This window comes from Acinetobacter sp. WU_MDCI_Abxe161 (assembly GCF_025514355.1).
Classification (GTDB): Bacteria; Pseudomonadota; Gammaproteobacteria; order Pseudomonadales; family Moraxellaceae; genus Acinetobacter; species Acinetobacter pittii_E.
In genome coordinates, this window is record NZ_JAHPTU010000011.1 from 44814 (window position 1) to 58170 (window position 13357).

The following is a 13357-nucleotide window of genomic DNA, read 5'->3' on the forward strand; positions in this document are numbered from 1 at the left end:
TCGCGGGTCTTGTTATGTAAGTCTTATTTTTAAATTAACAAAAAGCCCCATCGGGTGACAGGGCTTTTTGTTAAATGCGAACGCAAATATTATTTCATTCTTAACGTTTAAATTGTGTGCAGTAGCATTTCGTGCAAGGTGGTAAAGGGTCGGTGTTAATTTCTAAAAACACTCGATGTCCGCATTGAGCACAGAAATAAAAGCCTGTTCCGGGTTTTTCGCCAGCTGTTACCATGATTACATTCCTATAATCGTATATATATTAAACAGGAATATAACCCACTTAAAGTGAATGTCAATTGTCCATTTCGCCCGATGATGATGGCATAAATGCAAAAAATGTTATTTGTACGATTTATCTTACATAGATTTAGGGATTTAACGGATTGGCGACTCCCCCCTTTTTTCCTATGATGAGTTCATACAGGAACAGGATGTTCCGGAACACAAAACAACAATAATAGGTTCAAGCACCAGGAGCGTGAGATACGACAGGAGTCATATCTAGCAACCAAATACGAAAAAGCCCGACAGGATGTCGGGCTTTTTTATATCTATAAAACTTTACGGGAGGATAGTATTTTTTCAGTTCTAAGCAAGCTTGTTTGTATGTGCCGCTTAGGCAGCGCTAAGTTATTGAATTGGAGAATACAAATTTGATTCAAATTTACAGATAAATAATTTAACGAACCACACTTTCTCTCAACAATCTTAACAAAAAGAATAATAAAAGAAAAAATGTAAAATTAAAATAAATTAAATAACAAGTACTTATGTTAAATTATAAAAAACTTTCTTTATTTACTCAAAAAATTCTCTTTACATACTCTCCAAAGAAAAATAATATAGAAAAAATAAAACTTATAGGCAAAATAAATGAGCAAAACAAGTTATTTCCCAAGAGCATCTTTTGAGAATAGTTTGGAACTTGCCAATGCAGTTTCTGACTTAGGTGGAAGTTGTACAAGTGAAATGGCCGCTGAAAAACTTGGAAAAAAAGTTAGTGGGGCTTTTTCAGCAATTATTAGTGCTGCTGTTGCATTTGGTTTATTGATAAATAATCGGGGCCAGTTAGATATTACAAATTTATTTAAAAATTATAAGCTTGCATACACCCCAGAAGAAGAAATCAGAGAACTTAGAACTGCTTTTCTTACACCACAATTGTTTACAGAAATTGTAGAAAGATTTAATAATAAATCACTACCCCTAAGCCATTTTGAAAAGTTATTAATTAAAGAATTCAATATACCTGACAATTACAGCTCAAGAGTGGAGAGATACTTTATTGATGGAGCAAAAAAGTGTGAAATTCTTAGTGATGATGGCTTTATCAATTATAGACCTCTTCAAGAAGATAACTTTCTTGAAGAACCAATAATAAGCGATAAGGAAAATATTTCAGCTCCTCTAGCCTTATCTACATCAACATATGAGCAGCAAAAACCATTGGAATGGAGTAAAGAAAGCCAAAATTATTCCATATTAATTACAGGACCAAATACCAATGTAAATTTAGTAATTAATGACGAGGATGATTTGGCAATTATTGATATCACATTAAAGAAAATAAAGAGGATGCTAATAGAGAAATTAAATAAATCTGAAGAATAGGCTTTATGAACTAAGTACCTATGTCTGCAAACATAGGTACTTAGCAAAATAATCTTCCATGGGTGTATCGAGTTATCCAACGGAGGGTCAGACTTATAAATACACATAGAAAAGTAAGCATTTTTATTGTGTAAAAAAAATAAGCTGATGTCAAGGAACTCGAATTGGAGTTCAGAATGAAGCATCAACCACCATTTCCTGCGCCTGCAGGTTATCGCTGGGTATTCTGTAAGAGCTTTAAACACTGGCGTTCAGGTAAAGATGTATATCCGAAAACAGCTGAATGTTTTTGCTTTTTAGTTCGAATGTAAAAAAAATAGCCAATAGTTCACAAGTGAACTATTGGCTCTCTTAAAAATCAAGCCACTTGGCCTTCTAAAAAGTCTTGTGCAAAACGCTGTAATACACCGCCCGCTTCATATACAGAAACTTCTTCTTCTGTATCTAAACGGCAAGTCACAGGCACTTCAACAATCTCTTCTTTACCATCCGCTGTGGCACGTTCAATCACTAAAGTTAAAGTCGAACGCGGCGCAATATTACCAATCACGCTATAAAGCTCTGTACCATCTAGTTTTAAAGTCTTGCGGTTTACACCCGGTTTAAACTCAAGTGGTAACACCCCCATACCCACTAAGTTGGTACGGTGAATACGTTCAAAACCTTCTGCCACAATTGCTTCAACACCCGCAAGGCGAACACCTTTTGCAGCCCAGTCACGGCTTGAACCCTGACCGTAGTCAGCACCTGCGATAATAATTAACGGCTGTTTACGGTTCATGTAGGTTTCAATCGCTTCCCACATACGCATCACTTCGCCTTCTGGCTCTACACGCGCTTTTGAACCTTGCTTAATCGTACCGTCTGAACGAACTACCATTTCGTTATACAGTTTCGGGTTGGCAAATGTTGCACGTTGTGCAGTCAAGTGGTCACCGCGGTGCGTTGCGTATGAGTTGAAGTCTTCTTCTGGTACACCCATTTTGTGAAGATATTCACCCGCAGCCGAGTCCATCAAAATCGCATTTGAAGGCGACAAGTGGTCGGTGGTGATGTTGTCACCCAAAATTGCAAGCGGGCGCATGTTCGCTAAAGTACGTGGTGCAGCCAACGCCCCTTCCCAATAGGGTGGACGGCGGATGTAAGTACTTTGTGGACGCCAGTCGTAAAGTGGGCTTTTCGCTTGCTCAACTTCGCCTAAGTCAAACATTGGAATGTAGACTTTTCGGAACTGTTCAGGCTTCACCGCTTCTTTAACTAAGGCATCAATTTCAGCGTCAGATGGCCAAATGTCTTTGAGATAAATCGGGTTACCTTCTTTGTCATGTCCTAGCGCATCTTTTTCGATGTCAAAACGAATCGTACCCGCAATTGCATACGCTACGACAAGCGGTGGAGATGCCAAGAACGCTTGTTTTGCATATGGATGGATACGGCCGTCGAAGTTACGGTTACCAGAGAGTACTGCTGTTGCATACAAGTCACGGTCAATAATTTCTTGTTGGATGACTGGATCTAACGCACCCGACATACCGTTACACGTCGTACAAGCGTAAGCCACAATACCAAAACCAAGTTGCTCTAAATCTTTTAGAACGCCGGCTTCTTCAAGATAAAGTGCAGCCGCTTTTGAACCTGGTGCAAATGATGATTTCACCCAAGGTTTACGAACTAAACCAAGTTCATTTGCCTTACGGGCCAACAAACCTGCGGCCACAGTGTTACGTGGGTTAGAGGTATTAGTACATGAAGTAATTGCAGCAATAATAATCGCGCCATCTGGCATTAAGCCGTCAGAACGGTTTTCAACAACACCCGCAATACCCTTTTCTTTTAGATCCGCAGTTGAAACACGTGCATGTGGGTTTGATGGACCAGCAATATTACGAGTTACTGTCGATAGGTCAAAACGAAGTACACGTGGGTACTCTGCTTTGGTCATATCCGATGCCCAAAGGCCAATTTCTTTTGCATACTGTTCAACCAATGCCACTTGAGCATCTTCACGGCCTGTTAGGCGTAAGTAGTCAATTGTGTTTTGGTCGATGTAGAACATCGCAGCCGTAGCGCCATATTCTGGTGTCATGTTCGAAATGGTTGCACGGTCGCCCACAGACATGCTGTCAGCGCCTTCACCAAAGAACTCAAGATATGCCCCCACCACGCGCTCTTTACGCAAGAATTCAGTTAAAGCAAGTACGATATCTGTTGCAGTAATGCCCGCCTGACGCTGACCTACAAACTCAACACCAATAATGTCTGGCAGACGCATCCAAGATGCACGGCCTAACATTACGTTTTCAGCTTCTAAGCCACCCACACCCACAGAAATTACGCCCAAAGCGTCTGTATGTGGTGTATGTGAGTCTGTACCGACACATGTGTCTGGGAATGCTACGCCATCACGCGCCTGAATCACCGGAGACATTTTCTCTAGGTTAATCTGGTGCATGATGCCGTTCCCCGCAGGGATCACATCAACATTTTTAAATGCGGTTTTGGTCCACTCAATAAAGTGGAAACGGTCTTCGTTACGGCGGTCTTCAACAGCACGGTTTTTTGTAAAAGCGTCTGGGTCAGCACCACCGTATTCCACTGCTAAAGAGTGGTCGACAATGAGCTGAGTCGGTACAACTGGGTTAACTTTAGATGGGTCACCACCTTTGTCAGCAATCGCATCACGCAAACCTGCAAGGTCAACCAATGCAGTTTGGCCTAGGATGTCATGACACACCACACGCGCAGGATACCAAGGAAAGTCCAAGTCCTGACGGCGTTCAATCAACTGGGTTAAATAAGCAGTTAAGTTCTCGGCATCGGCACGGCGTACCAATTGCTCTGCGAGTACTTTAGAGGTGTAAGGCAGTTTTTCGTATGCGCCTGGCTGAATATCTTCAACGGCTTGACGCACGTCGTAATATTCAAGCTGGGTACCTGCCAGCGGTTTACGGTATTTTGTGTTCATTAACCACGCTCCGCCAATGGTTTAAATTCGAGGTTTTCAGGGCCAGTATAGTTCGCGCTTGGACGAATGATTTTGCCGTCTTGGCGTTGTTCAATCACGTGCGCTGACCAACCTGCTGTACGTGCAATCACAAACAGTGGTGTGAACATGGCAGTTGGAACACCCATTAAGTGATAGCTCACCGCACTGAACCAGTCGAGGTTCGGGAACATGTTTTTCACTTCTTTCATCACGGCTTCTAAACGCTCAGCGATAAGGTACATTTTGGTGTTCTCTTGTGCTTCTGCTAAGTCGTGCGCCACTTTCTTGATCACTTCGTTACGTGGGTCAGAAACTGTGTATACAGGGTGACCAAAACCAATCACAACTTCTTTATTTTCAACACGTTTACGGATATCAGCTTCTGCTTCGTCTGCATTGTCGTAACGTTGTTGAATGACGAATGCAACTTCGTTCGCACCACCATGCTTAGGTCCGCGAAGTGCACCAATACCGCCTGTAATTGCCGAGTACATGTCAGAACCTGTACCTGCAACCACACGTGAAGTAAATGTAGATGCGTTGAACTCATGCTCAGCATACAAAATAAGTGATGTATGCATTGCTTGAATCCATTCTTCAGATGGCTTTTCGCCATGAAGTAAGTGTAAGAAATGCGCTGCAATTGAGTCGTCATCAGTTTCAACTTCAATACGACGACCGTTGTTGCTGAAGTGATACCAATAAAGCAACATTGAGCCTAGGCTTGCCATTAATTTATCAGCAATGTCTTTTGCGCCAGCTTCATTGTGATCTTCGTGTTCTGGCGTTAAACAACCAAGCACTGAAACACCTGTACGCATCACATCCATTGGGTGTGCAGACGGTGGTAATTGCTCAAGTGCTGTTTTCAGTGCTGCTGGTAAGCCACGAAGTGCTTTTAATTTTGCTTTATAGGCTTTGAGTTCAGCTTTGTTTGGTAGTTTGCCATGTACGAGCAAGTGAGCAACTTCTTCAAACTGGCTACCCGCTGCAAGGTCAAGAATGTCATAGCCACGATAGTGTAAGTCGTTACCGCTACGTCCTACGGTACAGAGTGCTGTGTTGCCTGCAACTTGTCCGCTAAGTGCAACTGATTTTTTTGGTTTGAAGCCTGTTGTTGTTTCATTTGAGCTCATAAGATTGTCCTTTCCTATCTATCTGAATTTATTTATTAAGCACGACGGAGTCGTACCATTTTCACTTCTTATTTCAGGATTAACTACTTCGTCTTGCGCTTCGACAAAGCTTTAATCGCTTCGACTTGCTCAGGTTCGACCTACCTTACGAAACGATGTTTCTCATTTCGGGAAAAGTAGGCAAAACCATTGTCATCTGCAAAACTCGTCCACAACCATCGAATATCCTATCTATCGCAGAACCATTTTTAAAAAATGTAGTCCTGTCTCAAACAGTTGCAGATGACGCCTCCGAGTATCAGATTCCAATTAATCAACTTTTTAATTTATTATTTCTTTTTAGCAAATGCGTTGTCTAAGTAGTCTTCAAACGCATAGTAGTTAATGCGTTCATATAACTCTTTACGCGTTTGCATAATATCAACCACGTTCTTTTGCGTGCCTTCTTTACGCAAGGTTTCATAGACAGTTTCGGCTGCTTTGTTCATGGCACGGAAAGCAGAAAGCGGATAAAGCGCAAGGCTTACATCGGCAGATGCTAACTCTTCAGTAGTAAACAATGGTGTAGAACCAAACTCGGTAATGTTTGCCAAAATTGGTGCGCCAGTCTTCTGAGCAAATTGCTTGTACATATCAAGCTCGGTAATTGCTTCAGGGAACAACATGTCTGCGCCCGCTTCGATGTAGGCACCCGCACGGTCAATCGCAGCTTGTAAACCATCTACTGCCAATGCATCGGTACGTGCCATAATCACGAAGCTGTCATCACCACGCGCATCAACCGCAGCTTTAATACGGTCAACCATTTCTTCTTGAGTCACAATGGCTTTGTTCGGACGGTGACCACAACGTTTTGCGCCCACTTGGTCTTCAATGTGCATTGCCGCAGCACCAAACTTGATCAGTGCTTTTGTAGTACGAGCAATGTTAAATGCAGAAGCACCAAAACCTGTGTCGGCATCAACCAATAATGGAAGATCACATACATCAGTAATACGGCGTACGTCGGTCAACACATCATCAAGGTTACTAATTCCCAAATCAGGTAAGCCTAAAGAACCAGCGGCTACACCACCACCTGATAAGTAAATCGCTTTATAACCTGCACGTTTTGCCAAAAGTGCATGATTGGCGTTAATGGTTCCAACCACTTGTAATGGCTTTTCTTGGGCTACTGCATCGCGAAATAGCTGACCTGCGGATTGTTTAGCCATTGTTATGTTCTCCTTGTGCTTGTAGCAGTGTTTGCTCAATAATTTTGTAAGAAGCATTGATATGTCGATGCATCAGCAGCTCGGCAAGTTCGCCATCGCCTTCTGCAATTGCATCTAAAATACGGATGTGTTCGTCCCAAGCTTTGCTCGGTCGATCAGGTGTGTTTGAAAACTGAATTCGGTACATACGAATGAGATGATAAAGCTCATCACATAGCATTTTTTCTAAGGTTTTATTGCCACTACTTTTGATAATGCAGTAGTGAAAATCGTCCTGCCCTTCTTGCAAGTAATATCCTTTACCTGCTTTAAAGTTTTCATCTTCGGCATGCATACGCAATACATCACGTAACGCCAAGATTTGCTTTTTATCAATATGCTGAGCAGCAAGTTTGCAAGCCAAACCTTCTAATGATGCACGAATCTGGTAAAGCTCTTTAAACTGTTGCAGTGACAGCGAAACCACGCGCGCGCCCACATGTGCCGTGCGCTCAACCAAACGTTGCCCTTCAAGGCGATGAATCGCTTCACGTAAAGGCCCGCGGCTAATGCCATAAGTCCGTGCCAGTTCAGGTTCTGAAATTTTGCTACCTGCCGGAATTTGACCCAAAACAATTGCCGTCTGTATTTGTTTAAATACATTCTCGGTCAGTGTTCTTCCCTGACTTTGTAATGGCTCTGGTGCGAAGGTCAAATCTTGCATATTGTCGACAATTTTTAATCAATTATGAGTTTTATAGCGGGGTGAATGAAAAAAATCAAGGTGATTGTTGACACTTTATAGAACGCATCAGGTCAATTTTTATCGTTTGACCGCTTATATCACCTTATATTTAAAGCATTACACCACTTGCTATTTAATATTTATAAGACAATAACTTAGTTTCAATTTATCTATGTTTTTATGGCTCTTTTTCAGTTGCTTTTGGGCCTCTAATCTTTTGTTTCAAACTTTAGTCTACAACCAATGTATTACAGCAAGATTGTAGACAATCTGCTTGAATGAATTCATGAGTTAGAAATTAGTATCTATTTACCGTAATTTCTTTTAAATCTTTTTATCATTTTCAGCCAGAAAATATCGATATTAGTGAAATTATCAGGTGCTTCACGGTAGCTTTATTGATACATTATTGAGCATCGACATAGTTGTGGCGTATTTTTCGAGACAGAAAAAACCCAGCACTATGCATATTGTTGAATGAAAGGACTTTTTTGATGTTTCAACATATCCCCCCATACGCAGGCGACCCAATTCTCTCTTTAATGGAACAGTTCAATGCTGATACTCGTTCTGGAAAAGTAAACTTGAGTATTGGTCTTTATTATAACGAAGACAGTATTGTTCCTCAGTTAGAGACCATTATTGAAGCGCAAAAGCGTATCGAGCCTAAAAACGGTAAAACCAAACTTTATTTGCCAATGGAAGGCTTCAAACCTTACCGTGAAGCAATTCAAGCACTTTTATTTGGTGCAAACAGCCCAGCAGTTAAAGCTGGCCGTGCTGTAACCATCCAAACGCTTGGTGGTTCAGGTGCATTGAAAGTTGGTGCGGATTTCTTAAAAACTTATTTCCCAAATTCTGACGTTTGGGTAAGCCAACCAACTTGGGATAACCACGTTGCGATTTTCAATGGCGCTGGTATCAAAACTCATTTCTACCCATATTTCGATAACGAAACGCGTGGTGTAGATTTTGACGGTATGCTTTCAACACTTAAAACTTTGCCTGAGCAAAGCATTGTGTTATTGCACCCATGCTGCCACAACCCAACGGGTGCTGACTTAAACCCAGCGCAGTGGGACCAAGTAATTGCGGTATTAAAAGACCGTAACCTTATTCCATTCCTAGACATCGCTTACCAAGGTTTTGGTGACGGTATGGAAGAAGATGCGTATGCAATCCGTGCTTTAGACCAAGCGGGTCTAAACTTCATTGTGAGCAACTCGTTCTCTAAAATCTTCTCTTTATATGGTGAGCGCGTTGGCGGTTTAACTTTCGTATGTGACGATGCAGAAGCTGCTCAGTGTACATTTGGTCAGTTAAAAGCAACTGTACGCCGTATTTACTCTAGCCCTCCTACAACAGGTGCTTGGTTAGTTGATGAAGTGTTAAATGACGCTGAACTTAACCAACAATGGCAAGGCGAAGTAAAAGAAATGCGTGAGCGTATTATTAAAATGCGTAGCATCTTGAAAGATGAACTCACTAAAGCATTACCAGACCGTGACTTTAACTACCTTGTAAACCAAAAAGGTATGTTCAGCTACACTGGTTTAACTGCTGAGCAAGTTGATATCTTGCGTGAAGAATATGCAATCTACTTAGTACGTAGTGGTCGTATTTGTGTAGCAGGTTTAAACATGAACAATGTTTACACTGTTGCTAAAGCGATGGCAGAAGTGCTTGCTAAATCTGTAGAAGCAGCATAAATCATCCATTAAAAAAGGCGCTTCGGCGCCTTTTTTTATTTATCGAGGTTAAGATTTAGCTTTGCCCCAATATTTCAGTTTTGAGGTATGTCCAATACCTACGTTAAAGCTATTGGTTGGGTCGAGTTTTTGGTAGAAATTGGCCAATGCAGGTTTAGCAATGTAGAGATGCCCGACATTATGCTCTGCCGGATATTCAGCACGTCGTGCATCGAGTAATTTCCACATTTGATGTTCCATTTCTAATGGGTCATGGCCCTTTTTAAGAATATAGTCCTGATGAAAAACATGACAAAAGAAATGCCCATAATAGAGCTTATAGAGAATTTTCTTTTCCATCTCGGCTGGCAGTTGCTCTACCCATTCGCGGTCATTACGACGTAACGCAATATCAAGCGCGACAATATCTTCAACTTCACTACGGTGCGTATCGCGATAACGAATAGCCGCCCCTGCAATCGCAAAACGGTGTAAGAACGCTTTTCGCCCTTCTTCTTCGCTGCATACGAAATAGCTGCCTGACGGATGCACTGCAAAATATTCTTTTAAAAACTGCTCAGTCTGTGCTTTCGAATTATTTTCGACACGTAAAACTAAATGGTGCTCATAACGATCCCGATATTCGGTCATACGCTTAGGTAAATGACTCGGTAAAAAGAACGTAATGGCCTGCAAAATATGATCTGTTAAGCCTTTAATTTTAAATTTTTCTAAAAAGCCATCAACTTTATCTTTCATCGCAAAAGCTTTTGGAACATTGGCTGTACCGAACTTTTCAATAAATAAGAAGGTGTCTTTTCCATACTTTTCACCAATTAAGTAAGCGTCTCGGTGAATATATTCCCCCGCAATCGGTAGACTTGGCAGTGAGGTCAGTAAATAACGACGAATGGCTGTTAAGTCATCGGCATCATTAGTACCAATATAAAAGACATTACTTTCTACTTTTTCATAAGTATCAAGGCGTACCGCAAACACACAGACTTTACCTGCCGAACCCGATGCCTCAAACAAACGTGATGGATCTGCATTAAAACGAGCAGGCGTATCTGCATCAACTTGAGTCACATCATGCGCATAGCGATGGTCCGATGCCTGCTTTTCGCTATCATCTAAAATATCTACCGCTTGGTACTGCTGTTTTTCTAAACGCGTCAAAATTTCTTCGGGAGTCGCGCCTAAATTAACCCCTAAATGGTTCACTAATTCTAATTGACCGGCAGCATTCACCTGAGCATATAACGCCAGTTCAGTGTATGCAGGGCCACGACGTACCAAGGCACCGCCCGAGTTATTACACACACCGCCAAGTACCGATGCACCAATACAAGATGAACCAATCACCGAATGTGGTTCACGGTCATAACCTTTTAAAATTTGCTCTAAATTATCTAAGGTCGCACCCGGTAAACAAATCACTTGCTTACCATCATGAATAACTTGTATACCCTTTAAACGACGCGTACTCATGACTAAAACAGGACGGTCATAGTCATCGCCATATGGCGTTGAACCACCTGTGAGTCCCGTATTTGCCGCCTGCATAATAACAATACAATCTGCATCAATGGCAGCTTGAAGCACCTGCCATTGCTCTAACAATGTGCCTGGTACCACTACAGCAAGCACTTTCCCCTCACCAAAACGGCGGCCTTGACGGTACTGACGCGTGCTTTGGTCATCGGTCAAAACATGCGAACGCCCTACAATGTTTTGTAAACGTTCAATCACTGCTTGAGGAGAAAATGTTTGCATGATGGTTTCCTTTTAGTCATCCATATAAGATCTAGCTGTAATCCACGCTAGAACCAGATCAGCACGACGGAGCTTACTATTTGTAATTTATAATTTAATTAGCCCATTCTCTAATTCGAATTAGCCCTACATTTACTATCGTGGGGCGGCATGGATGCCGCCTGTTGAGCAACCGTACAAGGAAGTGCGGTTTGCTCAACAAAAGGTTTTTGGTTACTTTTGACCTTTCAAAAGTGACAAATGCCTATACGCAAAACATTAGCAAATCATCAAATTTTGAGGCTGTGCTTACTGCTTCACTTAAAAATTATTTCTTAAAAACCTTGCTTCATCGCCTGTACTAAACAATCCGCATTAATATCCGAAATCGACTTAGCACCTGTCAGCGTCATCGCAACACGCATTTCTTTATCAATCAAATCAAGCAGGTTCGACACGCCTTGCCCACCTGCTGCTGCCAAGGCATAAACAAACGCACGGCCAAGTAAAACTGTATCGGCGCCAAGTGCCAACATACGCACGACATCTAAACCATTACGAATGCCGGAGTCAGCCAAAATCGCCAAATCACCTTTGACCGCATCAGCAATTGCAGGCAATGCACGAGCAGACGACATCACGCCATCTAACTGACGACCACCATGGTTAGACACCACAATCCCATCTGCACCAAAACGCACAGCATCTTTGGCATCTTCAGGGTCTAAAATGCCTTTAATTACCATTGGGCCATCCCAAAACTCACGAATCCACTCAAGGTCTTTCCATGAAATTGATGGGTCAAAGTTCGAGCCTAACCAACCAATATAGTCTTCAAGTCCAGTCGGTTTACCTAAATATTTAGAGATATTACCCAAGTCATGTGGACGCCCCATTAAGCCGACATTCCATGACCAATGCGGATGGAATACAGACTGCATATAACGACGCATCGCTGCATTTGGTCCACTCATACCGGAATGAGCATCACGATAACGCGCCCCTGGCACAGGCATATCTACAGTAAACACCAGTGTTGAACAGCCTGCCGCTTTTGCACGCTCCAAAGCATTACGCATAAAACCACGGTCACGTAATACATAAAGCTGGAACCACATAGGACGGTTAATTGCAGGTGCAACTTCTTCAATCGGACAAACAGAAACTGTTGAAAGCGTAAATGGAATGCCCTTTTTGTCGGCTGCCATCGCCGCCTGAACTTCACCACGACGCGCATACATGCCTGTTAAACCAACTGGTGCCAACGCAACCGGCATCGACAAGGTTTCGTTAAACAGTTTTGTCTCTAAACTTAACGCTGACATGTCATTGAGCACACGTTGACGCAATGCAATTTCTGACAAATCTTGTACGTTACGCTTTAAGGTATATTCCGAATACGCTCCACCATCAATGTAATGAAATAAGAATGGAGGTAAGCGACGCTGTGCCGCAGCACGATAATCATTGCCAGAAGAAATAATCATTTTGAATCAACTCTATTTAAACGATTTGCACGTTTCTGGCGAGCTTCGTCTTCATCCAGAGAACGCACATGATTAATCACAAATTCAATATGACCGCAGACAGCTTGGCGTGCGGCCTCGGGATCTTTACGATCAATAGCATCCATCACCTGAAAATGCTGCTCACTGAGCAAGTCACCATTTACGGGGTCGTTATAAACTTTCTTACGCCCTAACAAGACGTTGTATTGCAGCAAATCGAACAAACTACGCATCATTTGAATCAGCACAATATTGTGAGAGGCTTCAGCAATCGCCAAGTGAAACTCAGCATCCGCCACCGCAGCCTGTGCTGAGTCACCCGCATTTTGGTGACGACTAATTTCATCAAAATAATGATGAATTTTGGCGCGATCTTCAGGCGTTGAGCGCAATGCGGCATACCATGCCGTGCCACCTTCAAGTAATAATCGCGCCTCTTGCACATCAAAACGGTATAGCGGATCTTCTTCAATCAAGTTACTAATTGGGTTCACAATCAGTTGCTGGGGCCACTGTTCAGGTAACTGCTGAATATAAGTCCCATCGCCACGGCGGCTACTGAGCACACCTTGACTATTAAGCTGCTGAATCGCTTCACGCAAAGACGGACGAGAAACTCCTAAGCTTGTTGCAAGCTGGCGTTCGGCAGGCAAACGGTCACCTTTTTTCATGTGCCGCTCTTCAATTAATGCCTGCAATTTCATGACCACTTGATCGGAGATTCTCATCGCG

11 protein-coding genes and 1 pseudogene are annotated in these 13357 nt (G+C 42.4%); 4 read left to right on the forward strand and 8 right to left on the reverse strand.

The features are described 5' to 3' along the window. Positions 1 to 100: 100 nt before the first annotated feature. Positions 101 to 235: a zinc ribbon-containing protein gene (locus tag KTI78_RS12970; protein WP_001983336.1), complete on the reverse strand. Its 135-nt coding sequence runs from the start codon at positions 233 to 235 to the stop codon at positions 101 to 103. Between the two features lie 641 nt (positions 236 to 876). On the opposite strand from KTI78_RS12970, the gene KTI78_RS12975 reads away from it, so the two are divergent. Both KTI78_RS12975 and KTI78_RS12980 read left to right on the forward strand, forming a co-directional pair. Next, positions 877 to 1614: a hypothetical protein gene (locus KTI78_RS12975; protein ID WP_262446324.1), complete on the forward strand. Its 738-nt coding sequence runs from the start codon at positions 877 to 879 to the stop codon at positions 1612 to 1614. A gap of 176 nt (positions 1615 to 1790) precedes the next feature. Next, on the forward strand, positions 1791 to 1925 hold the full coding sequence (locus KTI78_RS12980; protein WP_262446325.1) for a hypothetical protein: 135 nt from the start codon (positions 1791 to 1793) through the stop codon (positions 1923 to 1925). A 47-nt stretch (positions 1926 to 1972) separates the two neighbouring features. Here KTI78_RS12980 and acnD read toward each other — a convergent pair whose 3' ends face one another. The 4 genes from acnD to KTI78_RS13000 form a co-directional block, all read right to left on the reverse strand. After that, positions 1973 to 4579, reverse strand: a complete 2607-nt coding sequence (gene acnD / locus KTI78_RS12985; RefSeq protein ID WP_262446326.1) for a Fe/S-dependent 2-methylisocitrate dehydratase AcnD — start codon at positions 4577 to 4579, stop codon at positions 1973 to 1975. Beyond that, positions 4579 to 5736: a 2-methylcitrate synthase gene (prpC, locus tag KTI78_RS12990; RefSeq protein ID WP_004795430.1), complete on the reverse strand. Its 1158-nt coding sequence runs from the start codon at positions 5734 to 5736 to the stop codon at positions 4579 to 4581. Before prpC ends, acnD begins: the two co-directional genes overlap by 1 nt. Before the next feature lie 329 nt (positions 5737 to 6065). After that, on the reverse strand, positions 6066 to 6950 hold the full coding sequence (gene prpB, locus KTI78_RS12995; protein WP_004706036.1) for a methylisocitrate lyase: 885 nt from the start codon (positions 6948 to 6950) through the stop codon (positions 6066 to 6068). After that, a complete protein-coding gene (locus KTI78_RS13000) occupies positions 6943 to 7653 on the reverse strand; it encodes a GntR family transcriptional regulator (protein WP_001153627.1) in 711 nt (236 codons plus the stop codon). The genes prpB and KTI78_RS13000 overlap by 8 nt, the downstream gene beginning before the upstream one ends. 45 nt (positions 7654 to 7698) lie before the next feature. Here KTI78_RS13000 and KTI78_RS13005 point away from each other — a divergent pair. Both KTI78_RS13005 and KTI78_RS13010 read left to right on the forward strand, forming a co-directional pair. Further along, positions 7699 to 7833 (forward strand): annotated as a pseudogene (locus KTI78_RS13005) (hypothetical protein). Between the two features lie 335 nt (positions 7834 to 8168). Further along, a complete protein-coding gene (locus KTI78_RS13010; protein WP_262446327.1) occupies positions 8169 to 9383 on the forward strand; it encodes an aromatic amino acid transaminase in 1215 nt (404 codons plus the stop codon). A gap of 48 nt (positions 9384 to 9431) precedes the next feature. On the opposite strand, the gene dld is transcribed toward KTI78_RS13010, so the two are convergent. From dld to lldR, 3 genes are all read right to left on the reverse strand, one after another. After that, on the reverse strand, positions 9432 to 11138 hold the full coding sequence (gene dld / locus KTI78_RS13015; RefSeq protein ID WP_262446328.1) for a D-lactate dehydrogenase: 1707 nt from the start codon (positions 11136 to 11138) through the stop codon (positions 9432 to 9434). Positions 11139 to 11452: 314 nt separating this feature from the next. Then, entirely contained in the window at positions 11453 to 12604 is a 1152-nt protein-coding gene (gene lldD / locus KTI78_RS13020; protein WP_002009553.1) for an FMN-dependent L-lactate dehydrogenase LldD, read from the reverse strand. After that, positions 12601 to 13353, reverse strand: a complete 753-nt coding sequence (gene lldR / locus KTI78_RS13025; RefSeq protein WP_016142560.1) for a transcriptional regulator LldR — start codon at positions 13351 to 13353, stop codon at positions 12601 to 12603. Before lldR ends, lldD begins: the two co-directional genes overlap by 4 nt. Positions 13354 to 13357: the final 4 nt, after the last annotated feature.

Coding starts and splice junctions, on each gene's coding strand:
- KTI78_RS12970 (WP_001983336.1), bottom strand. CDS start 235: ATGGTAACAGCTGGCGAAAAACCCGGAACAGGCTTTTATTTCTGTGCT.
- KTI78_RS12975 (WP_262446324.1), top strand. CDS start 877: ATGAGCAAAACAAGTTATTTCCCAAGAGCATCTTTTGAGAATAGTTTG.
- KTI78_RS12980 (WP_262446325.1), top strand. CDS start 1,791: ATGAAGCATCAACCACCATTTCCTGCGCCTGCAGGTTATCGCTGGGTA.
- acnD (WP_262446326.1), bottom strand. CDS start 4,579: ATGAACACAAAATACCGTAAACCGCTGGCAGGTACCCAGCTTGAATAT.
- prpC (WP_004795430.1), bottom strand. CDS start 5,736: ATGAGCTCAAATGAAACAACAACAGGCTTCAAACCAAAAAAATCAGTT.
- prpB (WP_004706036.1), bottom strand. CDS start 6,950: ATGGCTAAACAATCCGCAGGTCAGCTATTTCGCGATGCAGTAGCCCAA.
- KTI78_RS13000 (WP_001153627.1), bottom strand. CDS start 7,653: ATGCAAGATTTGACCTTCGCACCAGAGCCATTACAAAGTCAGGGAAGA.
- KTI78_RS13010 (WP_262446327.1), top strand. CDS start 8,169: ATGTTTCAACATATCCCCCCATACGCAGGCGACCCAATTCTCTCTTTA.
- dld (WP_262446328.1), bottom strand. CDS start 11,138: ATGCAAACATTTTCTCCTCAAGCAGTGATTGAACGTTTACAAAACATT.
- lldD (WP_002009553.1), bottom strand. CDS start 12,604: ATGATTATTTCTTCTGGCAATGATTATCGTGCTGCGGCACAGCGTCGC.
- lldR (WP_016142560.1), bottom strand. CDS start 13,353: ATGAGAATCTCCGATCAAGTGGTCATGAAATTGCAGGCATTAATTGAA.